Origin of the sequence: Roseobacter sp., assembly GCF_024639605.1 — a bacterium.
Classification (GTDB): domain Bacteria; phylum Pseudomonadota; class Alphaproteobacteria; order Rhodobacterales; family Rhodobacteraceae; genus Roseobacter.
The window spans coordinates 21824-45698 of record NZ_JAHEHZ010000007.1 but is presented as its reverse complement, the minus strand read 5'-3'; the positions used below and the strand labels follow the sequence as shown (position 1 = coordinate 45698).

Below are 23875 nucleotides of genomic sequence, written 5' to 3'. Positions count from 1 at the left end.
AAAAAGCGCAAATCCTGAGATTCCGATATACTACTCAGAAGCTGAAAGCGGCGGGCCATGGTCCGCCGCTTCTGGTTGTAATGCCTGATTTTTTTAATGAAGCTGACGACAACTTCCAAACCAGGAAACCGGGCTGCTATCCCGGGTGCCCGCGATCTGATGTGCGTCCGGATGCCATCTCAGTTCAATCGCCTGGCGAGGATTGAAGCAGCTAAGGGCTGCAGCACGCGCGAATGGCTGGTCCGGCGAAGCTGCGCCGCAGCACCGGGCGGACCCGTAATGCCAACAACGGGCCGGGAGCGCTTTGATAATCCGATGTGAGCGACAGCACCATCTGCTGCATTGCGGCCTCTGGTAACGGGCGGCTACAGCGGCCTGATCTTAAGTTCTGTGATCCTGTTGCCGTCCCGCGCGCAGACCTCAAAGCGGAAGCCGTGAAACGAAAACACCTGGCCTGTAGTCGGGATCATCTGCGCTTCGTGAATGACGAGGCCGGCGATGGTGTTTGCTTCTTCGTCGGGCAGGTTCCAGTCAGTCGCGCGATTGAGATCCCGGATCGTCATCGCCCCGTCGACCACATACATGCCGTCACCGGTCTGCTTCACCGGATATTCGCCATCCGGGTCGAACTCGTCGGTAATTTCGCCGACAATCTCTTCGAGAATGTCTTCCAGGGTGATCAGTCCCTGCAGCGAGCCGTATTCATCCACCACAAGCGCGAAATGCGTGCGCCGGCGCAGAAACTGGCGCATCTGCTCATCAAGCGTAGAGGTTTCGGGCACGAAATAAGGCTTCATCGCCACATCCGCGATGTCGAAATCGCGCAGTTTCGACGCATCCCCCTCAGGACCACCGATAATCTTGTACATCGCGCGCAGCAGATCTTTCGCGTGGATCACGCCGACGATATTTTCCTGATCCTCTTTGAAGACCGGCAGGCGGGTGTAATTCGACTGCAGACACTGCTCGAGAATTGTTTCGGGCTCTGCATCGGCGTCAATCATCTCAATGCCGGAGCGATGCAGCATGATCTCTTCGACCGCGCGCTCATTAAGATCAAGCGCGCCCAGGATACGGTCACGATGCTCTTTCTCGACCACACCTTCAGAATGACCAAGATGCAACGCGCCTTCGATCTCTGCGTGCACGTCAAGAATGTTGCTGTCCGGATCGATGCGAACCCCGAAAATCCGCAGCACACCGCGCACGAAAAAGCGCACGGCCGCCACCACGGGCGAGAACACTTTGACGATGATCGCAATCGGCGCCGACACCAGGGCGGCGGCCCTTTCAGAATTGGTAATCGCATAGGTTTTCGGCAGGACTTCGGCAAAGATCAGCACCAGAAGCGTCATGACCAGCGTGGCAAGCGCCACACCGCTTTCGCCAAAAGCACGCGTAAAGATCGAAGTGGCCAGCGATGCAGCAAGGATATTGACCAGGTTGTTGCCGAGCAGCACCGAACCGATCAGCCGTTCGTTGTCTTCAGTGATCCTGAGCGCGCGTTCTGCACCGCGCGAGCCTTTGTCAGCCTGGCTGCGCAGTTTACCGCGCGAGGCCGCTGTGAGCGCTGTTTCGGACCCTGAGAAAAAGCCGGACAGAACCAGCAGAAAGAGGATGACGCAACTTGTGATCCAGAATGCTGCATCAAGCGTTGCGGAGGCGGGGTCCATCTGGAAAATTACCTTTGAAAGCCGATCCCTTGGTTATGGGGGCGGGCGGGGCGTCATTCAAGGGGGCTGAGACACGCCATTCCCTGACAGTCGCCGGAAAACACACCCTGAATTACCTGTTACCTTGCAGGGGCACCGGCGCTTCGGAGTGTAAATGCCGTTCGTGCTGGTCCATCCTACGCGGGTTGTGCCGCGTGCAAAAGCCGGCAATGTACCCGCGATTTTACAGGATGCGCCTATCGTGTACAGGTTTGCAGCGCTATTCCGGACCAGGCGGAGACGAAAAGCCGGGGCAGCGGCGTGCGACGAGGGCCGCGCGGGTCCGGGACCTGACACTTCTGGCTTACCGTCTGAAACTGCGCCGCACCGTGCCATCGCCACGAGCCCGCTCAGGTTTCTGGAAACCGCCGCGGGGCTGCGAGGCAGTGTTACTCACCCTCCCGCTGGGTCTTGCTCTTACCCCCGACAGCGGGATTTTCCGCAAGCGGATGGTGTTTGAGCACCAGCTCAGAAAGCCGCGCTTCGAGCACATGGGTATAAATCTCGGTCGTCGCCACATCAGCATGCCCCAGAAGCGTCTGGATGGACCGCAGATCGGCGCCATGGGCCAGCAGATGCGTGGCAAAGGCATGGCGCAGCGTGTGTGGCGTTACCTTCTGCGGGCTGACCCCACCGGCCACGGCAAACTCTTTGATCAACGTGTAAAACCGATGCCGTGTCAGATGCCCGGACACACCGCGCGAGGCAAAAAGGAATTTCGATGCGGGAGTACCTGCTGCCCGGCGCGCGTCCTCCTCCGCATCGCGCAACCTGAGCCACTGCGCCAGAGCGTCACGTGCGGGCGCCGACAGAGGCACCATGCGTTCCTTTCCGCCCTTACCCATAATAAGCAGCATTCGCGGATCACCCCGCGTGGCGCTGACAGGCAGTGAAACGAGTTCCGTGACCCGCATGCCGGTAGCATAAAGCAGTTCCATCAGACAGGTATTGCGCGCCTGGTCTGACGGCGAACGGCCCGCTGTACGTGCCGCGTCAAGCAGCCTGTCCACCTCATCTTCGGACAGCGTTTTCGGTAGGCGTTTATCGCGCCCGGGTCCGGTGATCTGAATGGCGGGGTTATCGCTGCGCCAACCTTCCTCAAAAGCGAACCGGTAGAGTTGTCTGATCGCCGACAAGCGCCGCGCCCGGGTCGCGCGCGACAGCCCCTCGGCGTCGCAACTGATCAGGTAACTTTCCACATCCGCCTTTGTCGCCGCCTCAAATGCGAGATCCCTGGCGGAGAGCCAGGCCGCAAAATCCTGCAGGTCGCGACCATAGGCCAGCAGGGTGTTGCGCGCCGCCCCAAGCTCGGCGGCCTGCGCTTCGAGAAAGACAGAAATCCACCTGTCCCCGGCCATCAGCTGTACCTGTCCAGCAGCAGGATCTGCAGCGCGGCACGGCGCGCAGTGTCTTCCTGACCCAGCGCGCGCAGGGTAGCGAGCGCCCCGGTCAGCGCTGCAGGGTCACCGGCAGCGCCCTGCTCAAGCAACACCAGACAGCGCAGAAGCGCCTCTCCCAGCTGCTCGCGCGCCGCCAGTGCCGTCAGATCGGTGCGCACCCCATTGCCCGCGAAGGCATCCGAGATGGCCATTGCACTCAGCGGCCAGCCAGAGGGATCTCCCGGCTGACCTGCCGCGAGTGCAGCATAAAGCGGCTCGGTGCCCGGATGCTGCGCGTCTTCTCGGTAATCAGCGGACAACAGGCCAAGCGTACGCGCGATCCCGGCCGCCTCAGGGGTAAGTTCCGCCGTTGTCAGACTGTCAGCAAACAATTCTGCAAAAGGCACCTCGAGGCCGGCAGGCCGGACCGCCTCCCAGGCCTTGACCAGCGTTGCAGATATTGTCGCGGCATCGCCAGCGTTGAGCGCGGTCTCGAACGCCTGAACCGCCGTCACGCGCTCCCAGATGCCACCCGATGCCGCAGGCTCGCGGGCTGTGTAAAGACCCAGCAACTGATTATCCGCAAGCGTGCCTGCCCGCGCCAGGCGTTCTGCGGCCTCGAGTTGCGATTTCCAGCCGGAAAGATCGCGCAGATCGGCCACAGCATAAGCGCGTGGCAAAAACCGCGTCGGAAGCGGCTCGCCCACTGACTCGTGCAGGCGAAAGAGCAGGGGGGTAATCACAGCCGGTGGCGCCAGCGCCGGATCGCCCTCAAAGAGATCAGGGTCCAGAAACCGCTCCAGCAGGCTGGCCTGAGCAGGCGGCACCGCCCCGATCGCCCGGCCTGCATCAAAAAGCAGTGCCGCGGTGCGCCAGTCCCCGCCCCGGACCGCACAGAAGATGCGGTGGCCCGCCGAGGGCGCAAGATGCGGCATGCTGTTGAGACTGTCACATGCCAGGTCCTCGTCGCCGGTCAGCAGAGCAACATCGAGCCAGGCGGCAAAATGCGCCGCATCCCGGGTGGCACCGGCCTGTTCGATCAGCGCGCGCGCCGGATCAAGCGCACCGGCGCGCACCAGTGCCCCGGCGCGCGCCAGGGTGAAACTGTCGCGCGCCGCCAGATCATTGCCCGGCCCGAAACTCTCTGTAAGCAGCAAACGGTAGAGCAGCGCCTGACCCGCCGGCACCCGCAGATCGGGCAGCCGCGTGATCAGCCTGACGAGCGCATCAGGGTCGCTGCCGGTCCAGAGCGTGCGGGGCAGGTTGGTCACGCGTGCAGGCACCAGCCCGACCGTGCGCCAGGTTTCCTGCTCCAGCGGCGTCACATCGACCTCAGGGGGCACGCGGGCTTCCGGAGCCGTGCCCGGATCCGGCAGGGGCGTCACGACAACGGGTTCCGGCTCGGAATGCCGGTGCACCCAGTCAATTACCGACAGGGGTTGCTGCTGTGCAAGCGCCTGACCGCTCCAGAGCAGAGCCGCCAGCACTCCGGGTGCAGGCTTAATTAGTTTCCAGGGTGACAGGGACGCGTACCTCATTTTGCGGGGCGGCAAAATCCACGCCAAAGAATGGGCCGACATAGGCATAGCCGGTCAGCCCGATAAATCCGAGTATCAGGAGAAATACGATCAGTTTGAAAATGCGTCCCATTTGCCCGTCCTGCCTGCAATGCCTGTTGTTTTGATGAACTTATATATGGCCTTTTCATGAATATCACGTCATTCAAAAGATTATGAGTGAAATTGAGCAATCCCTGGCCGATCAGAGCGCCGCAGGAGCGTTTCATCTGAAAAAGACCATCGTGATGGTCGGCATGATGGGCGCCGGCAAGACGGCTGTGGGACGGGGGCTGGCGCAGCTGCTCGATGTCGAGTTTCTCGATTCTGATGCTGAGATCGAGCTTGCGGCCAATATGACGGTGCCCGAGATATTCGCACGCGACGGCGAGCCTTTTTTCCGCGCGCGCGAGACCGAAGTCATCACACGTCTGCTGCAGGGCAAACCCTGCGTCCTGTCGACAGGCGGCGGGGCATTTCTGTCCGCTGCAAACCAGGCCCGGATCAGCCAGCATGGTGTCGCAATCTGGCTTGATGCGGATATCGACCTGCTCTGGAGCCGGGTTAAACACCGCGACACCCGGCCGTTGCTGCGCACGCCCGATCCGCGCGCCACGCTGGAAAAGCTCTGTGCGGAGCGGGTACCGGAATACAGCAAGGCCGATCTGCGCGTGCCCTGCGCCCCGCCGGTCTCGATCGAAGCCATGGCCGCACGGGTGGCGCGCGCGCTGCTGGCACGGCCCGACGTTCTGGAGCGCACCGATGACTGAGATCGTCAGAGTGGACCTGCCGGGCCGCGCCTATGATGTGCGCATCGGCCCGGGCCTTATCGCACAGTCCGGCGTGCTTATAGCGCCGTTGCTCAGACGTCCGCGGGTCTGCGTGATCAGCGATGCGACAGTGGCCGGTCTGCATCTGGACGCCCTGCGCCGCGGTCTGCGTGCTGAAGGAATTGAGATGGAAGCTCTCGTATTGCCGGCGGGTGAGGCGACCAAATCCTGGGGGCCGCTTGAGCAGTGCACAGAGTGGCTGCTGGATCAGAAAACCGAACGCGGTGATATCGTTGTGGCCTTTGGCGGGGGCGTTATCGGGGATCTGGCGGGTTTTGCCGCCGCCATTCTGCGCCGCGGGGTGCGCTTTGTGGCGATCCCCACGTCGCTGCTTGCCCAGGTTGACAGCTCTGTCGGCGGCAAAACCGGCATCAACGCGCCACAGGGCAAAAACCTCATCGGCGCTTTTCATCAGCCGTCCCTCGTGCTGGCGGACACAGAGGTGCTGGGCACCCTCACGCCGCGTGATTTTATCGCAGGCTATGGTGAGGTAGTAAAATACGGGCTTCTGGGTGACGCCGGGTTTTTTGAATGGCTGGAGGCGAACGGTCCCGCGCTGGCGGCGGGTGACATGACCACCCGCGTCGAAGCCGTGCGCCGGTCGGTGCAGATGAAAGCCGACATCGTGACCCGGGACGAAACCGAACAGGGCGACCGCGCACTGCTCAATCTCGGCCATACTTTCGGGCACGCGCTTGAAGCCGCGACAGGATATTCTGACCGCCTGCTGCACGGTGAGGGCGTTGCCATCGGCTGCGCGTTGGCCTTTGAGCTTTCCGCACGTCTGGGTCTTTGCGCGCAGGAGACACCCGGCCGGGTGCGCACGCATCTGCGTGCCATGAACATGAAAACTGACCTGTCGGATATCGACGGCGACCTGCCGGATGCAGCCGCGCTGCTTGATCTGATGGGGCAGGATAAAAAGGTGGTTCAGGGAAAGCTGCGGTTTATTCTGGCGCGGGGCATCGGTGAGGCTTTTGTGACAGGGGACGTGCCAACGTCAGAGGTGCTGCGCGTGCTGAAAGACGCGTTGCAGTAACACCGTCAGGACCGGCGGATAACCATCGCGTGCTTGTCCTCTGAGGAAAATCCAACGGCCTCGCGGAACCCTTTCGCGTCGCGGCGCTGGCCGGTCAGCAGCATGACCTTACAGGCGTCTGCCGCCCATGCGCGCTTCAAAGCCGCCTCCATTCCCAGCCGTCCGAATCCCTGGCCGCGCCGGTCCGCTCGCGTCACTACATTCTCGATCAGCGCACAGGGCCGGGCCTCCCGGGTGACATCTGGCAGCAGATGCAGTGTCACCATCGAGATCAGCACGTCACCCTCGAAGGCACCGGTGACTGTGGTGCCGGGGTGTTCCAGCATCTTGTGAAAGGCCGGTCGGTCACAGGCCGGCGACCCGAGGGTGAGGTCAGTGTAAAGCTCAAGTGCTGCCGCAGTGTCCGCCCGGGTCAGCAGGCGCACGGCAGGCCGGAACATCAGAACGGGATTTCGTCGTCCAGATCACGCGAAGGTGCCGGGCCGGAGTTGCCGCCGCCACCGCTACCACCGCCGCTGCCATAGCTGTCGCCTCCGCGGTCATCATAGCCCTGATCGCCGCCTCCGCCTCCGCCAAATCCACCACCGCCGCCTTCACCGCGCCCGTCAAGCATGGTCAGTTCGGATCTGTAGGGGCGCAGAACGACTTCGGTTGAGTAACGGTCCTGGCCGGACTGATCCTGCCACTTGCGGGTCTCCAATTGGCCCTCGATATAAACCTTGGAGCCTTTACGCAGATACTGCTCGGCGACGCGGGCCAGCGGCTCTGAGAAAATAGCGACCGAATGCCATTCAGTGCGCTCTTTGCGCTCGCCTGTGTTGCGGTCTTTCCAAGTCTCGGATGTGGCGATGCGGAGGTTGCAGACCTTGCCGCCGTTCTGAAAACTACGGACTTCCGGGTCACGCCCAAGATTGCCGATGAGAATTACCTTGTTTACTGAGCCGGCCATAATGGTGCCCCCCCTGATACTGCTTTTCGTTCTGACGCACCGGCCGAATCCGGTCGCGCGTGATCGCGTCGAACCTATACCCTCGGCCCCCTCTTTGAAACACGCATAAACCCGCGCAGGGACAACAAACGGACAACACCGGCACGCACTGTCGGGGTGGCATATCGCAGTGGGTCTTCCTATAGTGATGTTCGGGTCGACGGTGACGGGGGTATTTAAAGTGATGATGCGGACAGTCTATGCACTGGCACTGACCGTGGCGACAGGGGCAAATGCACTGTCTGCCGAGACCGTGTCGTCCAAGAGCCGGAACAAGCTTTTTTCGTCGCAGATCAGCGTGCTCGATAACCGCGCCTCGGAACAGTACAACAACTCCATACGCCTTAAACCACAGTCGGTGCATGTACCGACGAAATGGGACCAGGCCTACAAGGGCCCCTACACCGGACCGTTTCTGGTGATGGCAAAAACCGCCGCGCGCAAGCACGGCGTGCCGGAAGATCTTTTTCTGCGCCTCGTGCAGCAGGAATCAAACTGGAACCCGAAGGCAAAATCGCACAAGGGCGCACTCGGGCTGGCACAACTGATGCCGGCCACCGCACGGGCGCTGCGCGTCGATCCGCTGGATCCGCTGCAAAATCTTGAAGGCGGGGCGCGCTATCTGGCAAATCAGTACCGGACTTTCGGATCCTGGCGTCTCGCACTGGCGGCCTATAACGCGGGCCCCGCAGCGGTACAAAAATATGGCGGAATTCCACCATACCGGGAAACCCGGAATTACGTTAAAGTTATAACAGGCCAGTGAATGCGGGCCCGACTTCCCTTTTTACGTGTCCTAAAGGTTGTATCCCCTCTGGGATAACCTTCTGTTAACCTTTCACATTACGCTCAGGTCCGGGCCACAGTCCTGCCCGAATTCCCCGGCACATTGCGGATAACGGAACTAGGGAGACGCAACAAAATGGCTACCGCAAACTTTCATGCACGCCTTGAGCGTATTCAGAAATCACAGAACCGCAATGCGGCCCCCTTGCGCAATGTGCCGGTCCGTGAACTCGGCTCGCACATGCCCGGCGCCACTCCGGCAGGCATGATCCGCCGTCGCCGCCACCCGGTCATTGAGCATCTGCGCGCCCTCTGCGGCGGGGCTCTGCTGGGGTTACTGGCAGCCGTGACAAACGTCGGCCTGACATGGGAAGGCTCCCCCTGGGGGCCGGGCACCGAACTCAACGGGATCATCTGGTGGCCGGCGATGGGCTCACTTGGTCTGGCCGCCGTTCTGATGCTGGCTTCACTCATCCTCGCGTCCCGACGCCCCGGATTCGCACTTTTCTCACTGGGCTATCTGAGCGCACTGATGCTCGCACTTGTTGCCTGATCTCTGGAGGGATCAAACAGGAAGGGGCCGCGCAACTGCCTGCGCGGCCCCTTTTTGTTTCCGTTTCAACGTCTATTCCGCAGCAACACCAATTTCAATGACCGGCTCCATTTCCGCGAGCTTTTCATCACTCAGATGGCATTTGATCTGGTGATCGCCGGGCAACCGTCGCACAGGCGGCACCTCTTTTTCACATAATCCGCCCGGCACTTCCGACTTCCAGCGACAACGCGTCTGGAACGGGCAGCCCGGCGGCGGGTTCATCGCCGACGGAATATCCCCCTCAAGCACGATATGCTTCTTCTTCACAGAGGTATCCGCGATCGGCACCGCCGAAAGCAGCGCTTCGGTATAAGGGTGATAGGGTGGCGAGAAGACCTGATCCGTGGTGCCAAGCTCGACCACATGGCCCAGATACATCACCATCACCCGGTCGCTGAGATAGCGCACAATCGACAGATCATGGCTGATAAAAAGAAGCGTGGTTTTCTGCTCGCGCTGGATTTCCATCAGCAGATCCGTGACCGCCGCCTGCACCGACACATCCAGCGCCGATACCGGTTCATCGGCCACCACGATCCGCGCATCCCCCGCAAAGGCGCGCGCGATGCCCACACGCTGCTTCTGCCCGCCGGAAAGCTGGCGCGGCATGCGCGTTGCAAACTCACGCGGCAGTTTCACCAGATCGAGCAGCTTGAGCATGCGCTGCGTGCGGTCTTTTTCACTCTCCCCGATGCCAAAGATTTCCAGCGCGCGGATAATCTGGCGCCCGACGGTCATCGACGGGTTCAGCGTGTCAAAGGGGTTCTGAAAGACCATCTGTACTTCGGAGATTGTTCTGGTGTCCCGTTCCTCAATCGGCGTGTTACCGATGGAACGGTTGTCCAGCAGGATCTCCCCTTCGGTCGCCGTCTCCAGACCCATCAACACTTTGGCGAAGGTGGATTTGCCACACCCCGATTCCCCGACGATTGCCAGCGTCTCGGATTCGCGCGCCTCAAAACTCAGCGTTTCATTCGCTTTGACAACCTTCCTGTCGCCACCGCCAAAGATCGCATTTGCAGCCACCTCGTAATATTTCTTGAGGTTGTCCATCTTCAGAACAACATCGCCGATCTCGCCCTTGGTTTTAACCTCGGCAAGTTCCATCGGCGCGTCCCAGTCGATCTCTCTGAACTTCACACAGCGCGTCGCATGCCGGTCGTTCCCGGGCACACTCTCCATCGGGATCTGACCCTGATCACAGCGACCTGCCTCGAAGTAGTCGCAGCGCGGACCAAAGTTGCATCCCGGGGGGCGTTCATGGGGCAGGGGGAAGTTGCCGGGAATTGCCACCAGAGGGCGCGCGTTTTTATCCGCGCCCGGCAGCGGGATCGACCGGAAGAGCGCCTGGGTATAAGGATGCTGCATCTGGTCAAAGACATCCTCAATAGAACCGCGCTCTACCGCCTCGCCGGAATACATCACACAGATCCGGTCGCAGGTCTCCAGCACCAGCCCGAGGTTGTGGCTGATAAACAGCATCGACGTGCCGTACTTGCGCCCCAGATCCTTGACCAGTTCCACAATCGCTGCCTCAACGGTCACATCGAGCGCCGTCGTCGGCTCATCGAGGATAAGCAAAGAGGGCTCGGACATCAGCGCCATCGCAATAACGATGCGCTGCTGCTGCCCGCCCGAGAGCTGGTGCGGGAAGGCGCTGAGGATCCGCTTCGGGTCCGGCAGTTTCACGTCTGTGACAACCTGAAGGGCCCTTTCGTAAGCCTCTTTCTCGGAGGCGCCCGCGTGGATCATCGGCACTTCCATCAACTGCTTGCCGATCTTCATCGCCGGGTTCAGAGAGGCCATAGGCTCCTGATAGATCATCGCGATCTCAGAGCCACGAATGTCACGCAGCTCCTCGTCACTCATTGCCCCCAGATCGCGCCCCTTGAACTTGATCGAACCGCCCACGACGCGGCCGTTCTTGCCCAGATCCTGCATGACACCAAGCGCCACCGTCGATTTGCCGCAACCGGATTCGCCCACAAGACCGACGGCCTCGCCGGGCTGCACAACCACGGAAAAATCCATCACAGCCGGAATTTCCCGCAGCCGCGTAAAAAATGAAATAGACAGCTTGTCGATTTCCAGAATGGGACCGCTGTAATCTGGCTTTGGCATTCTTGTCTCCTCTCTGGAGCATCTCGTTCGAAACCTTTTCCGGCTTCTCTGGCTCTTATATATCCCGGGGGGTCAGGGGGCAGCGCCCCCCATCCCTTCAGATCAGTCGCGCAGGCTTTCCTCGCGCAGCCCGTCCGCCAGCAGATTGAGCCCCAGCACCAGCGTCAGAAGTGCCAGCGCGGGTGCAATCGCCGCATGCGGATAAAGGGCCAGCAGACGCCGGCCTGCATTGATCGTGCTGCCCCAGTCGGGGCTTTCAGATTCCAGACCCAGACCAAAGAAGCCAAGGGTGCCGAGCAGGATCGTGGTATAGCCGATCCGCAGACAGAAATCGACGATCAGCGGGCCGCGGGCGTTGGGCAGGATTTCCCATAGCATGATATACCAGGGACCCTCACCCCGCGTCTGGGCGGCAGCCACATAGTCACGCGTCTTGATGTCCATCGCAAGGCCCCGCACGATCCGGAAGACTGTGGGCGAGTTCACGAAAACCACCGACACAAAGACCACCAGAATGCCCGGATCGATATCAAAAAGATCAAGGAACTTCGGCAGACCAGGTATGACGTAGGTCGGTGTTGCCACCACTGAGCCGTCGGTTGAAACCAGCGACAGATAAAGCCAGCCCAGACCACCCAGCACGCCGATCAGCAACGGCGTGCGCACCTTAGGCTGCGTGTAATACCGCGAGTTCAGCAGGATACACATGAAGATCAGCGGAAAGACGAACAAAAAGAGGGCCATATAATTGGGAATGCCGGTCAGCACGATCTCCGGCGTCACCAGCAGATAGAAGAGCAGGATGACCGGGAAGGCGAGAATGAGGTTCGCTAAAAACGACAGGATCGTGTCGAGGCGACCGCCATAATACCCCGCCGGCAGACCAAGCGTGATGCCGACCATAAAGGCGAAGAGCGTGGCAATGGGTGCAATCTGCACCACGACCCAGGCACCCTTGATCAGGCGACTGAATACGTCACGTGCAAGGTTGTCCCCGCCCAGCAGGAAGTAGGCATATTCGCCTTCATCCGGGCTGCGCATCGGGGTGCCGGGTGATTTGTTCTTCATTCCTGAGACCTGGCTCAGCGGATCATGGGTGACCAGCATGTCGAGCGGGCCGCCATAAACACCGGTAAAAACCCAGAACATAACAAGGCCGAAGCCGATCATGCCGATGGTGCTGTCAAAAAGCTTACCATAAAGGCCCAGTCGGCGCTTGTAGGTGATCGACAGGGTGAAAAGGACAATCAGCGAAATCCACACAGGACCAAGCTGAATGAACATGCGGGCGATGATGCTGGCCCAGGAAAGTTCTTCCATCTCTCAGTCCTCCCTTATGCGATGCGGATGCGCGGGTTCAGATACACGTAGCCGATATCAGATATCAGCTGCGTCACCAGAACCACGGCGACCGAGACGACCGAGACCGCCAGCAGCAGCTCGATGTCATTGTTTCCCGCCGCCTGCACCAGCAGCCAGCCAAAGCCCTTGTAGTTAAAGAGCGTCTCCACGATCACCACACCGTTCAGCAGCCAGGGAAACTGCAGCATAATCACCGTAAAAGGGGCGATCAGCGCATTTCGCAGAGCGTGCTTCATAACGATGTCGGAGAATTTTACGCCTTTCAGGCGCGCCGTGCGGATATACTGCGCCGTCATGACCTCAGTCATCGACGCCCGCGTCATCCGCGCGATATATCCCATGCCGTAAAGGGCGATTGTAATCACCGGCAGGGTAAAATTCTCGAAGGTCGCGTTTTCCATGGCAGAGGTTGCCGATCCTTTGAACCATTTCAGCCCGACGGCTGAGGAGGCAAAGACCGCGATGAAAATAACGCCCGAAACGTATTCCGGTGTGGCCGTCGATGCAATCGAGAAGGTCGAGAGCGTCCGGTCCGTGACCGACCCCTCGCGCATGCCCGCCAGAACCCCGATAAGCAGCGCCATCGGCACCATCACCAGCATCACCGCGAACATCAGCTTGCCCGTCAGGCCGAGCCTTGTCGCCACGATACCGCCCACGTCCTCCTTGAAGACTGTCGAAAATCCCCAGTCGCCCTGGATCACACCGCAAAAACTACCGCGTTCCTCTTCTGGTGTGCCGGAGGCAAAACATCTGCCGGTAACGGCACCGGTCTCCGGGTCCTCCCATGTCCAGCCTGGCAAAACGCCCAGCCACTGACCGAATTTCACGGGCATCGGCTGCAGATAGCCGTTTTTGTCCAGAAAACTTGTCACGGCCTCATCCGACATGCGGAAGTTTCCTTGCGTTTTCGCAAGTTTTTCGAGGTTTGGATACAGATTGGTAAGCCAGAACACGATGAACGTCAGGCATAACGCCGTCAGTAACATCACGCCCAGGCGTCTGAGTATGAATAGTCCCATGGGTGCCCCTGTTGGTGGCTGTGGCGTGACTTTGCACGTCTGTTATCGGGGATTTTTTGCCCCCGGTCTTGTCATTGAAACTCTATCAGGCATGAACGGGGGGCGCGCGTCAACGCGAACATACGTCCGAAACTGGTCTTTTTGCGACATGTCCGGGTCGCAAACCCGCATCCCCGTCAGCGACGCTTCTTGTCGCGCCTCAGGCGGCCTCTGCCACGGGCTGCGCTGCACGGCGCAGTAGCGTGGGTGTCATACGGGTATGTTGCTGCATGAACCGCGTAAAATAGGCCGCACTTCCAAAGCCGAGATGCCGGGCGATATCCTGCGCCGGAACCCGGGTCGACGTGAGCAGCAGCCGGGCCTCATAGAGCACCCGTTCAGTCAGCAGATCCGCCGCCGTGCGCCCGGTCGAGGCGCGACAGACGCGGGTAAGGTGGGTGGGCGTAACACTGAGGGCCGCGGCATGATCGGCCATCGTCATAGGCGCGCGGAAGTGTTCGGAGATCCGCCTGCAGTAGGCCGCCGTCAGCCTTCCGGCCGCGTTGCGCTTTTGCGGTGCGTGTTCCTCAAGCGCCATCTGGCGCTGCAGCCAGACCGAGATCAGCGCGCCATGCGCTTCCATCGCCTGTCCGGTAAGCGGTCTTGCAGTGCTCTGCTCGCGGGTCGCCGCCTCCATCAGCACCGTCAGTTCAGACATGGCACTCACCTCGCGGATCCGCAGCAGTCGGGGCAATTGCGGAAAGAGGATCTGGCAGCCTTCGGGTACGATCACCGCCTGGCCCACGCCCTGCCTGCCAAGATCCAGTGCAAAGAGATGCCGCGCCGGCACAACAATCGCATTATGCGTGCCGACCCCGCGGCGCTGGCCGTCAAGCAACAGGCGCCCCTGGCCTCTGGTGATCCAGATCAGCAGCTGTTCAGCGCGGTCATGCGCAAGGCTCAGTCGCCAGTTCTGCGTGCCGGCCAGCTGCGACAGAGAGACAATACGAAGGTCTGAGGCATCCATACAACTTTTCCGTGAAAAATCGCTTATTTACAGGTTTTAATCCCCATAGCGCAGATCCGATCCTCTGTCAGTTCTTTTCAGACAAGTTCTGTCAGGCTGAGTCCGCCCGGACACGCTGCCAGTCGCGCATCTTTGAGCGGAACCAGGTGCGTTGACGCTTGGCAAACTGCCGCGTGGCGATCACAGCCGCCTCGCGCGCCTGCTCAAGGGTCATCTCACCGCGCAGATGCGCGATCAGCTCCGGCGCACCGATGGCGCGGTGCGCGGGCAGGGCGGGATCATAGTCAGCCAGCAGCGCCTCTGCCTCTTCCAGCGCGCCGCCGGCGATCATCAGATCAAGTCGCCGTTCAATACGGGCGTTGAGCCAGTCCTTGTCTGCCTCAAAAATCAGACAGTGCGCGCGGGCTTCGGGCAGGGCGGGCGCCCCGGTGTCCGCCTGCCAGGCTGCAAGACCACGCCCGGTTGTCTGAAGCACCTCCCAGGCACGCTGCACCCGCGCCCGGTTGGCCGTGTCGATCTGTGCGCGGGTCGGGGCGTCGAGCGCTGCAAGCATTTCGGCGCGGCCTGCCGCATCGCCGCGCGCGCGGATTTCTGCCGGAACTGCCGGAATATCAGCCAGCCCGCGGGTCAGAGCGGAGAAATAGAGCCCGGTACCGCCCACAATGACCGGACGCGGGCCGTCTCGCAACAAAGGCCGGACCTCGCGCAGCCAGTGTCCGGCAGAGTAACTCTGATGCGCGCTGACATGACCATAAAGATAGTGCGGCGCCTGTGCCTCTTCCTCCGCGGAAGGACGCGCGGTCAGAACCCGCCAGCAGTCATAGACCTGGCTTGCGTCAGCATTCACGATCACGCCGCCCTGGGCTGCGACAATCTCCAGCGCCAGCGCTGATTTTCCCGAAGCCGTGGGCCCCGCGATCAGGACAGGCTGTTCGGCGGACAGCCCCGTCAGGAGCCTTTTTACCGGCGCTGAGACAGAATTCGTCATTTTTCGCCCGGATCCTCGCACGGTGCATTGAAGTCGCGTGTGTTTTCCGACATTTTGCGCGGCACGAACACCCCTGTCAGGAGCCCAAAATGACCCAGTCTGAGCATCAAGTCACGTTCAAGAGGGTCATGCTGAAAATATCGGGTGAGGCGCTGATGGGGGATCAGGGCTACGGGCTGCACCCGCCGACGGTCGAACGCATCGCCAGAGAAGTGCTTTCGGTGCATGAAATGGGCGTCGAGATCTGCATGGTGATCGGCGGCGGCAATATCTTCCGGGGCCTGCAGGGGTCCGCGCAGGGGATGGAGCGTACGACAGCCGATTATATGGGCATGCTCGCCACGGTGATGAATGCGCTGGCGATGCAGTCCGCCCTCGAAGGCCTGGGCATTCACACGAGGGTCATCTCGGCCATCACCATGAACGAAGTGGCCGAGCCTTATATCCGCAGGCGCGCTGTGCGCCACCTCGAGAAAAAGCGGGTCTGCATCTTTGCCGCCGGCACCGGAAACCCCTATTTCACGACCGATACGGCGGCGACCCTTCGCGCCAATGAAATGTCCTGCGAGGCCATTTTCAAAGGCACCAAGGTGGACGGTGTTTATGACAAAGACCCGGCCCGGCACGACGATGCCGTGCGTTATGACACCGTCAGCTATGATGATGTTCTGGCCAAACGCCTGGGCGTCATGGATGCCTCGGCCATTGCACTTGCGCGGGACAACAACCTGCCGATCATCGTCTTTTCACTGGATGAGCCGGGTGGGTTCCGTGGGATACTGGCGGGCGAGGGCACCTATACACGGGTGCAGGGCTGAGGGCGCGAGGCCATGGGCCGGAAGCCTCCGACAACTGCGGCTGGCCTTTTGCGGGCGTCCCGACGTATATAAATGACACCCCACCGCGCCTTTGGGGCGCGCTCAATCACTGCGGCAGGAAATTTACCCATGTCTGACGACTTTATGCTGGATACCGATGATCTTGAACGCCGGATGGACGGCGCGATGTCATCGCTGAAAACTGAATTCGCCTCATTGCGCACCGGTCGGGCGTCGGCCTCGATGCTGGAACCGGTGATGGTCGATGCTTACGGACAACGCACACCCATTAATCAGGTCGGCACCGTAAACGTTCCGGAATCGCGCATGGTCACAATCAACGTCTGGGATAAAGCGCTGGTGGGTAAAGTCGAAAAGGCAATCCGTGAAAGCGGCCTCGGCATCAACCCGCAACTCAACGGCACGATCATCATGCTGCCGATCCCCGAACTCAACGAAGAACGCCGCCGCGATCTGACCAAGGTCGCCGGGCAGTACGCCGAACACGCCCGGGTTTCGGTGCGCAATGTGCGCCGCGACGGTATGGACCAGATCCGCAAAGCCAAAAGCGACGGTCTGTCAGAAGATGATCAGAAGCTCTGGGAAGGTGAAGTTCAGGAAATTACCGATCGCTACATCAAAATGATCGATGATGTGCTGGCGACAAAACAATCAGAAATAATGCAGGTTTAACGCGGCGAGCGCTCCGTTTTCCACATAAATGACAGATTCCCGCGTTTAATAAGTTGATTACACGCGTGTGGTAACGCAAAAAGAGGGGCATAAAAATGCCCGAGCAGTAACCGAGGGAGCACTGATATGGCGCTTAAACGCCAACCCCAGCACGGCCAGGTCCCCGGCTGCCCGCATCACGTGGCGATCATTATGGATGGCAACGGACGCTGGGCAACACAGCGCGGGCGTCCGCGGCTTTTCGGCCATCACGCCGGCGCGCGCCGGGTCCGGGAGATTGTCGAAGCCTGTCCGCATGTGGGCGTGCGGTATCTGACGATATTTGCCTTTTCGACCGAAAACTGGAAGCGCACCCAGGTTGAGGTCGCCGGTCTGATGAACCTCTTTCGCCGCTATATCATCCGCGAAACCAAGGCGCTGATGGCCAATGGCGTCTGCGTGCGCTTTATCGGTGACCGCGACCGCCTGGACAATAAACTGATCACGTTGATGAACGATCTTGAGGCGGCAACAGCTGCCAATGATGTTGTGCATCTGACCATCGCCATCAACTACGGCGGCCGCGATGAGGTATCGCGCGCGACACGCCGTCTGGCGCAGGATGTGGCTGACGGCAGGCTCCGGCCCGAAGACGTCGATGAGGAAACCCTGCCACGCTATCTCGATACCTGTGTCCTGCCCGACCCGGACCTGGTGATCCGGACCAGCGGCGAGGCGCGCATCTCCAACTTTCTGCTCTGGCAGTCGGCCTATTCCGAGTACGAATTCATCGATACGCTCTGGCCTGACTTTACCCGGGCCGAGTTCGAAAGCCTGTGCTCCGCTTTTGGCGGACGTGACCGCCGATATGGTGGCGTAAGGCCGTGAGGCAGCTGTGAGCGGCGCCTCCGAAAAGTGGTCTGACCTTGCGATCCGTATGGGATCCGGTGCCGCGATGGTGGTTCTGGGTCTGCTGGGCGTCTGGGTCGGCGGACATCTTTTCCACGTCATGGTGGCGCTGATCTGCGGGCTGATGGTCTGGGAACTGGTGCGCATGGTGCATCCCGACGCACCGCCCGTGGCGTTGCAACTGGGCGGTCTCGCGGGGGCGGCGACCCTTCTGGCGATTTATCTGCCGCTGGGTTTTGCGCTGCCGGTGTTGCTGGCGCCTGCACTCGTGGGCTTCGGGCAACTCGCAGCCTACCGCACGATCTTTATGGTTTTCACCGGCATGGTCCTGCTGGCCGGCTTCGGCATGATGCAGGTGCGCGACGACATGGGTTTTGTCTGGATGCTCTGGCTGGTGCTGGTGGTCGTGGCCACTGATGTTGTCGGCTATTTCGCCGGGCGTACTATCGGTGGTCCGAAATTCTGGCCCCGCGTCAGCCCCAAGAAAACGTGGGCCGGTACCGGGTTCGGCTGGGTCGGTGCGGCACTGGTAGGGTATTTATTCATGTCGCGCACAGGCGTGGGCCCGCAGCTTGTCGGCGTCTCAGTCGCGGTCTCCATGGCAAGCCAGATGGGCGATATCGCGGAAAGCGCGATCAAAAGGCGGGTCGGTGTCAAGGACAGCTCCAATCTGATCCCGGGGCACGGCGGTCTGCTCGACCGGTTTGACGGCATGCTGGGGGCGTCGGTTTTTCTGCTGATCACAGGCCCGATACTGACCCCGGGCTGGCTGGTCTGAGCCATGCGCAGGGTCAGCATCTTCGGCGCCACCGGCTCGATCGGACAGAACACAATCGATCTGATATCCCGGGCTCCTGACGACTATGACGTGGTGGCGCTGACCGGTGCGGGCAATATTGCACAGCTTGCCGCCGATGCCAGACGCCTCGGGGCGGACATCGCGATCACCGCGCATGATCATCTGCTGGAAGAGTTGCGCACAGCACTCAGCGGCTCGGATGTCGAGGCGGCGGCCGGCACTGCCGCGCTGACCGAAGCCGCGTCGCGCCCGGCAGACTGGGTGATGTCAGCAATTGTCGGCGCGGCGGGGCTGGCGCCTGGCCTCACGGCCCTTGAGCAGGGCGCGACACTCGCCCTTGCCAATAAGGAGTCACTCGTCTGCGCCGGTCATCTGATGCTGGAGACAGCCCGCCGGCATGAGGCGCGTCTGTTGCCGGTGGACAGCGAACATTCCGCCGTTTTTCAGGCGCTGGCCGGTGAAGATATAAATGCTGTCGAGCGCGTGATCATCACCGCCTCGGGTGGCGCGTTCCGCGACTGGGACATCGATGATCTGGCGCATGCAACGCTTGACGAGGCTTCGTCACATCCGAACTGGGATATGGGGCAGCGGATAACAATCGATTCCGCCTCAATGTTTAACAAAGCCATGGAACTGATTGAAACGCGGGAATATTTTGGCGTCTTCCCTGATCAGATCGAAGTGCTGGTGCATCCGGAGTCGCTGATCCACGCCATGGTGGGATTCAAAGACGGTGCGCTCATGGCGCATGTGGGCCCGCCCGATATGCGCCACGCCATCGGGTACGCGCTGCACTGGCCGGAGCGCCGCGCTCTGCCGGTTGAACGGCTGGACCTGGCGGCCATCGGACAGCTGAGCTTCCGCGCCCCCTGTAACACCCGCTGGCCCGCGCTGCGTCTGGCGCGCGAGGTGATGCAGACGGGGGGCCTGGCGGGCGCCGTGTTCAACGCAGCCAAGGAAACCGCCCTCGACGGGTTTATCGCCGGAAAGATAGGTTTTACCGGCATGGCAGAGGTGGTCGAAGAGGTTCTGAACCTCGTCGACGCGCAACCAGGTCACATTGATGCCACCATGACCCTTGATAACGTCGCCGCAACGGACCATCTCGCACGCAGAGAAGCATGGTCCGTCATCAACAAAAGAGCAGGTCAGTAGTTTGGATTTTATGTCGTTTATTCCTCAGTTTGGTGGCCTGCTCTGGACCATCGCGGCCTTCGTTCTGGCGCTCTCGGTCATCGTTGCGATCCACGAATACGGGCATTATATCGTCGGCCGCTGGTCAGGCATTCATGCGGATGTGTTCTCGCTGGGCTTCGGACCGGTGCTCTGGTCGCGCGTCGATAAACGCGGCACGCGCTGGCAGGTCGCGGCACTGCCGTTCGGCGGCTATGTGAAATTCGCAGGCGACGCCAACGCGGCATCCGGCAAGGATGAAGAGGCCATGGCCGAGGTCTCGGATGACCCGGTCCGGCTACGGGCGACGATGCATGGCGCACCGCTCTGGGCCCGCACTGCGACGGTTGCGGCGGGTCCGGTCTTTAACTTCGCGCTGTCGATTGCTGTTTTTGCGCTGATCCTGCTCAGCACCGGCGTTACACGCGGACAGCTGACCGTTGGTGAACTGCATCCTTTGCCTGTCGAAAACCGCGGCCTTCAGGCCGGTGACGTGCTGCTGGCGGTCGGTGGCGTGCCATTGCCGGCGACGGACGAAGAAACCTATTCAGGCGCGCTCGACGGACTTGAGCGCAGCCCGGTCGTTGACATCACCGTCGAACGGGCAGGGCGCGAAGAAACCGTGCAGGGGTCGTGGATCTTTCCGCCGATTGTCAGCTCACTGAGCCCCCAGTCGGCAGCCTTTGACGCGGGTCTTGAGGCGGGCGACGTAATCACCGCCATCGACGGCACGCCGATCTTTGCTTTTGACCAGCTCAAAGAAGCGGTTGAGGGCGGCGAGGGCGCACCACTTGATCTGACCGTCTGGCGCGCAGGTGCCGCAGAACCGCTCGCGATGACTATGACACCGCGCCGCGTGGACGAACCGCAGCCCGACGGCGGGTTTGAGACGTACTGGCGGATCGGCATCGCCGGCGGCTTTGCCTTTTCACCCGCAACCACAACGCCTGGTGTTTTTGAGGCGCTCGGCCTCGGTGTGCAGCAGACCACACGGATCATCACCAGCTCGCTCTCGGGCCTTGGTCATATGATCGCCGGCAGCATCAGCACCTGCAACCTCAGCGGCCCCATCGGCATTGCCCAGACATCCGGGGCAATGGCCAGCCAGGGTGCTGAATCCTTTATCTGGTTTATCGCCGTGCTCAGCACCGCAGTGGGTATGCTGAATCTCTTTCCCGTGCCGGCGCTCGACGGCGGGCATCTGGTGTTTTACGCCTATGAAGCTGTGTCCGGCAAACCACCCAGCGACGGTGCGCTGAAAGTGCTGATGACGCTGGGGCTTGCGATGGTGCTGACGCTGATGGTCTTTGCGCTCGGCAATGATATCTTTTGCCCGTGATGGCCGTTCTTTCGCAGCAGCTGCGGAAAATGCCTCAGTTTTGCCACAATCGGACAAACTGACGCCGTAATCTGCGGGTATCTCTGGTTCTGTAAATGAACGGAGAGCCGACATGCAGGCAGTACACAGTGGATATCGCGGACTCAGCCTCCTGGTGGATCTGAACTGGGACCGCATTCTTTATGTCAGCACAATTGTGCTGGCACTCGCAGCGGGTGCATGGCTGGGAACAGTCTTCCAGTGACCCTTTTGTGACAAGGCGCGCGGCTTTCGGGCTGCGCTCCGGATGTGACGACAGGCGCGCATTTAGTTGTTTCGCTTTTTCTGACCACATGGTTTTGACAAGACGGTGCTTTGCCGGTACTCAGATAAATATAATAATCTGAGGAACGGGGCAGAGCATGACACGGGGCATTTCGCGGGCGCGCAGCGCCTTCTTATCGGCTCACAGACCGCTTGGCGCCGGCATGCGTGCCGGCCTGTTTTCACTGGCATTATCAGGCGCCTGGATGGCCGCGCCCCCTGCGGTGCTGGCCCAGCAGATCACACTGAATTCCATTTCGGTGGAGGGCAATGCGCGCATCGGCAATGCCGCGATCATCTCGCGGGCGGGAATCGCACCCGGTCAGACCCTGACCGCAGGTCAGCTGAACGCCGCCTATCAGCGCCTTGTGGACTCGGGGCTTTTCGAGAGTGTCGTCTTTACGCCGCGCGGGTCATCCCTTCAGATCAGCGTCGTCGAACTGCCGACGATCAACCGGATCAATTTCGAGGGCAACCGGCGCATCGACGATGATGTGCTGGCAGCCGCAATTAACTCCAACGAACGCCGTGTCTTCAATCCCAGTCAGGTCGAGCGTGACGCCGCTCTGATTGCAGATGCCTACGCCAATGAAGGGCGCCTGGCGGCCCGGGTTACCCCACGGATCATCCGGCGCTCCGACAACCGCGTCGATCTCGTCTTTGAGATTTTCGAAGGCGACAATATTGAGATCGAACGCCTGAGCTTTACCGGCAACCGGGTCTATTCAGACCGCAGGCTGCGCCGCGTGCTGGAAACCAAACAGGCCGGTCTGTTCCGGACCTTCGTGCGGCGTGACACGCTTGTGGCCGACCGCGTCGAATTCGACAAACAGGTGCTGCGTGATTTCTATTTGTCCCGCGGGTATGTCGATTTTCGCACACTTTCGGCCAACGCCGAACTGACTGAAGAGCGTGACGGTTATTTCCTCGTTTTTAATGTGCAGGAAGGCCAGCAGTTCCGCATCGGAGAGATTACTGTCACCAGTGAAGTCAGCGACGCCGACGCCGACATCTACCGCTCTATTGCCGCGATTAAAAACGGCGAGGTATATTCCCCGACGCTTCTTGAAATCGATATTGCCCGCATGGAGCGTCAGGCGCTGCGGGACGGTGTTGATTTCCTGCGGGTCGAGCCGCGCGTTACCCGGGACGAGCGCAATCTCGAACTGGACGTCGAATATGTGCTGAGCCGCGGGCCGCGCGTTTTTGTCGAGCGGATCGATATCGAAGGCAACACCACCACGCTCGATCAGGTGATCCGGCGTCAGTTTACCAGCGTTGAGGGCGACCCTTTCAATCCGCGCGAAATCCGCGAGGCGGCCGAACGGATCCGCGCGCTGGAATACTTCGAAACCGCTGAAGTAAATGCGCGTGAAGGCTCCAGCCCTGATCAGGTTGTGGTCGATGTTGATGTCGTCGAACAGCCGACAGGCTCGCTTACCTTCGGCGCGTCTTTCTCAAACAATGACGGTATCGGCTTTGCGATCCGTTTTGCTGAGCAGAACCTGCTGGGCCGGGGCCAGCGCCTTAGCCTGACCGTTTCAACAGCCGAGGAATCGCGCCGCTATGGCCTGAACTTTGTCGAGCCGGCATTCCTCGGGCGCGATCTGGCGTTTGGCCTGCGTTTTGACATCGCAAAGACGGACAGTTCTTTCACCACATATGACACCGACCGTGTGATATTTACGCCTTCGCTGACCTTCCCGGTCGGTGAAAACTCCTCGTTGCAGCTGCGCTACAGCTATGAAGACAGCGAGATGCTGGCGCGTGACCCGGCCTCCAACGGTGTGGTCATCGGCAACGAGATTGCCGCCGGCGCACTGGTCAGCAGTTCGCTGGGATATGTCTTTACCTATGATACCCGCACCAGCGGGATTGATACGAATTCGGGTTATCTTTTCGAGTTCGGCCAGGATTTCGCCGGCGTAGGCGGGGACAACAGTTTTGTGCGCACCCGGGCACAGGTCATTGGTGAAACGCGGGTACTCTCCGAAGAAATCACACTGCGCGCCTCGCTCGAAGGCGGCGCGCTGAGCTGGGGCAGCGGGACAAACCGCGCTGTTGACCGCTTTCTCAACAACACCAATATCATCCGTGGCTTTGAGCCGGGCGGGATCGGTCCGCGGGATCTGTCGCTCAGTGATGAAGACCCTCTGGGGGGCAACTTCTATGTGGCCGCCCGTTTTGAAGCGGAATTCCCGATTGGCCTGCCTGAGGAATATGGCATTCAGGGCGGCCTCTTCTACGACGTCGGCAATTTCTGGGATCTGTCGGATGTGAACACAGCCGGCGGCACGATCGTGGGCGAGGGCGGGTCCTTCCGCCATGTGATCGGCTTTGCCATTCTGTGGGATACGCCGGTGGGGCCGCTGCGGTTCAACTTCACCGAGGCGCTTCAGAAAGAAGATTTCGACCGGGATCAGTCCTTCGAGCTCACCCTCAGCACAACGTTCTGATCCGGTGACGGTGCAGGCA

Annotated in this window: 24 protein-coding genes; 13 read left to right on the top strand and 11 right to left on the bottom strand. The window is 60.7% G+C overall.

Going from position 1 to position 23875, the window contains the following annotated elements; translation table 11 throughout:
- Positions 1-206: hypothetical protein (locus Q0M35_RS02100; RefSeq protein WP_295311715.1), on the top strand; the 206-nt coding region annotated here is incomplete at its 5' end.
- A gap of 159 nt (positions 207-365) precedes the next feature.
- Here Q0M35_RS02100 and Q0M35_RS02095 read toward each other — a convergent pair.
- The 4 genes from Q0M35_RS02095 to Q0M35_RS02080 all read right to left on the bottom strand — a co-directional run bounded on the left by Q0M35_RS02095 (position 366) and on the right by Q0M35_RS02080 (position 4741).
- Positions 366-1673: an HlyC/CorC family transporter gene (locus Q0M35_RS02095; RefSeq protein ID WP_295311713.1), complete on the bottom strand. Its 1308-nt coding sequence runs from the start codon at positions 1671-1673 to the stop codon at positions 366-368.
- A gap of 428 nt (positions 1674-2101) precedes the next feature.
- Positions 2102-3070: a site-specific tyrosine recombinase XerD gene (locus Q0M35_RS02090; protein WP_295311711.1), complete on the bottom strand. Its 969-nt coding sequence runs from the start codon at positions 3068-3070 to the stop codon at positions 2102-2104.
- On the bottom strand, positions 3070-4629 hold the full coding sequence (locus tag Q0M35_RS02085; RefSeq protein ID WP_295311709.1) for a hypothetical protein: 1560 nt from the start codon (positions 4627-4629) through the stop codon (positions 3070-3072). Before Q0M35_RS02085 ends, Q0M35_RS02090 begins: the two co-directional genes overlap by 1 nt.
- On the bottom strand, positions 4592-4741 hold the full coding sequence (locus tag Q0M35_RS02080; protein ID WP_295311708.1) for a hypothetical protein: 150 nt from the start codon (positions 4739-4741) through the stop codon (positions 4592-4594). Before Q0M35_RS02080 ends, Q0M35_RS02085 begins: the two co-directional genes overlap by 38 nt.
- Before the next feature lie 82 nt (positions 4742-4823).
- Here Q0M35_RS02080 and Q0M35_RS02075 point away from each other — a divergent pair, with 82 nt between their 5' ends.
- Both Q0M35_RS02075 and aroB read left to right on the top strand, forming a co-directional pair.
- Positions 4824-5417 (top strand): shikimate kinase, encoded by a 594-nt coding sequence (locus Q0M35_RS02075; RefSeq protein ID WP_295311706.1) that lies wholly within the window; start codon positions 4824-4826, stop codon positions 5415-5417.
- Positions 5410-6516: a 3-dehydroquinate synthase gene (gene aroB / locus Q0M35_RS02070; RefSeq protein ID WP_295311704.1), complete on the top strand. Its 1107-nt coding sequence runs from the start codon at positions 5410-5412 to the stop codon at positions 6514-6516. The genes Q0M35_RS02075 and aroB overlap by 8 nt, the downstream gene beginning before the upstream one ends.
- A gap of 5 nt (positions 6517-6521) precedes the next feature.
- Here aroB and Q0M35_RS02065 read toward each other — a convergent pair whose 3' ends face one another.
- Positions 6522-6956: a GNAT family N-acetyltransferase gene (locus Q0M35_RS02065; protein WP_295311703.1), complete on the bottom strand. Its 435-nt coding sequence runs from the start codon at positions 6954-6956 to the stop codon at positions 6522-6524.
- Positions 6956-7465 carry a single-stranded DNA-binding protein gene (ssb, locus tag Q0M35_RS02060; RefSeq protein WP_295311701.1) on the bottom strand — a complete coding sequence of 170 codons (510 nt, stop codon included), beginning with the start codon at positions 7463-7465 and terminating at the stop codon, positions 6956-6958. Before ssb ends, Q0M35_RS02065 begins: the two co-directional genes overlap by 1 nt.
- A gap of 223 nt (positions 7466-7688) precedes the next feature.
- Between ssb and Q0M35_RS02055 the strand changes: the two genes are divergently transcribed.
- Positions 7689-8270 (top strand): lytic transglycosylase domain-containing protein, encoded by a 582-nt coding sequence (locus Q0M35_RS02055; RefSeq protein WP_295311718.1) that lies wholly within the window; start codon positions 7689-7691, stop codon positions 8268-8270.
- A 156-nt stretch (positions 8271-8426) separates the two neighbouring features.
- Entirely contained in the window at positions 8427-8843 is a 417-nt protein-coding gene (locus tag Q0M35_RS02050) for a hypothetical protein (protein ID WP_295311700.1), read from the top strand.
- Positions 8844-8915: 72 nt separating this feature from the next.
- Here the strand turns inward: Q0M35_RS02050 and Q0M35_RS02045 are convergent, their stop codons facing one another.
- The 5 genes from Q0M35_RS02045 to miaA form a co-directional block, all read right to left on the bottom strand.
- Positions 8916-11006, bottom strand: coding sequence for an ABC transporter ATP-binding protein (locus Q0M35_RS02045; RefSeq protein ID WP_295311698.1), 2091 nt, complete (start codon positions 11004-11006; stop codon positions 8916-8918).
- Positions 11007-11108: 102 nt separating this feature from the next.
- On the bottom strand, positions 11109-12326 hold the full coding sequence (locus Q0M35_RS02040) for an ABC transporter permease (RefSeq protein WP_295311696.1): 1218 nt from the start codon (positions 12324-12326) through the stop codon (positions 11109-11111).
- Between the two features lie 14 nt (positions 12327-12340).
- Complete coding sequence (locus Q0M35_RS02035) at positions 12341-13390, bottom strand: ABC transporter permease (RefSeq protein WP_295311694.1); 1050 nt, start codon at positions 13388-13390, stop codon at positions 12341-12343.
- Positions 13391-13589: 199 nt separating this feature from the next.
- Positions 13590-14396 carry an AraC family transcriptional regulator gene (locus Q0M35_RS02030; RefSeq protein WP_295311692.1) on the bottom strand — a complete coding sequence of 269 codons (807 nt, stop codon included), beginning with the start codon at positions 14394-14396 and terminating at the stop codon, positions 13590-13592.
- A 91-nt stretch (positions 14397-14487) separates the two neighbouring features.
- A complete protein-coding gene (gene miaA / locus Q0M35_RS02025) occupies positions 14488-15384 on the bottom strand; it encodes a tRNA (adenosine(37)-N6)-dimethylallyltransferase MiaA (RefSeq protein WP_295311690.1) in 897 nt (298 codons plus the stop codon).
- A gap of 89 nt (positions 15385-15473) precedes the next feature.
- Between miaA and pyrH the strand changes: the two genes are divergently transcribed.
- The 8 genes from pyrH to bamA all read left to right on the top strand — a co-directional run bounded on the left by pyrH (position 15474) and on the right by bamA (position 23856).
- On the top strand, positions 15474-16202 hold the full coding sequence (gene pyrH / locus Q0M35_RS02020; RefSeq protein ID WP_295311688.1) for a UMP kinase: 729 nt from the start codon (positions 15474-15476) through the stop codon (positions 16200-16202).
- A 129-nt stretch (positions 16203-16331) separates the two neighbouring features.
- Positions 16332-16895, top strand: a complete 564-nt coding sequence (gene frr / locus Q0M35_RS02015; protein WP_295311686.1) for a ribosome recycling factor — start codon at positions 16332-16334, stop codon at positions 16893-16895.
- Between the two features lie 126 nt (positions 16896-17021).
- Positions 17022-17762 carry a polyprenyl diphosphate synthase gene (gene uppS / locus Q0M35_RS02010; protein WP_295311684.1) on the top strand — a complete coding sequence of 247 codons (741 nt, stop codon included), beginning with the start codon at positions 17022-17024 and terminating at the stop codon, positions 17760-17762.
- A 7-nt stretch (positions 17763-17769) separates the two neighbouring features.
- Entirely contained in the window at positions 17770-18561 is a 792-nt protein-coding gene (locus Q0M35_RS02005) for a phosphatidate cytidylyltransferase (RefSeq protein WP_295311683.1), read from the top strand.
- 3 nt (positions 18562-18564) lie between these two features.
- Positions 18565-19740 (top strand): 1-deoxy-D-xylulose-5-phosphate reductoisomerase, encoded by a 1176-nt coding sequence (dxr, locus tag Q0M35_RS02000; RefSeq protein ID WP_295311681.1) that lies wholly within the window; start codon positions 18565-18567, stop codon positions 19738-19740.
- 1 nt (position 19741) lies between these two features.
- Positions 19742-21097 carry an RIP metalloprotease RseP gene (gene rseP, locus Q0M35_RS01995; protein ID WP_295311679.1) on the top strand — a complete coding sequence of 452 codons (1356 nt, stop codon included), beginning with the start codon at positions 19742-19744 and terminating at the stop codon, positions 21095-21097.
- A gap of 112 nt (positions 21098-21209) precedes the next feature.
- Positions 21210-21341, top strand: a complete 132-nt coding sequence (locus tag Q0M35_RS01990; RefSeq protein ID WP_295311677.1) for a hypothetical protein — start codon at positions 21210-21212, stop codon at positions 21339-21341.
- Positions 21342-21606: 265 nt separating this feature from the next.
- A complete protein-coding gene (gene bamA, locus Q0M35_RS01985; RefSeq protein ID WP_295311676.1) occupies positions 21607-23856 on the top strand; it encodes an outer membrane protein assembly factor BamA in 2250 nt (749 codons plus the stop codon).
- The last annotated feature ends 19 nt before the right edge of the window (positions 23857-23875 follow it).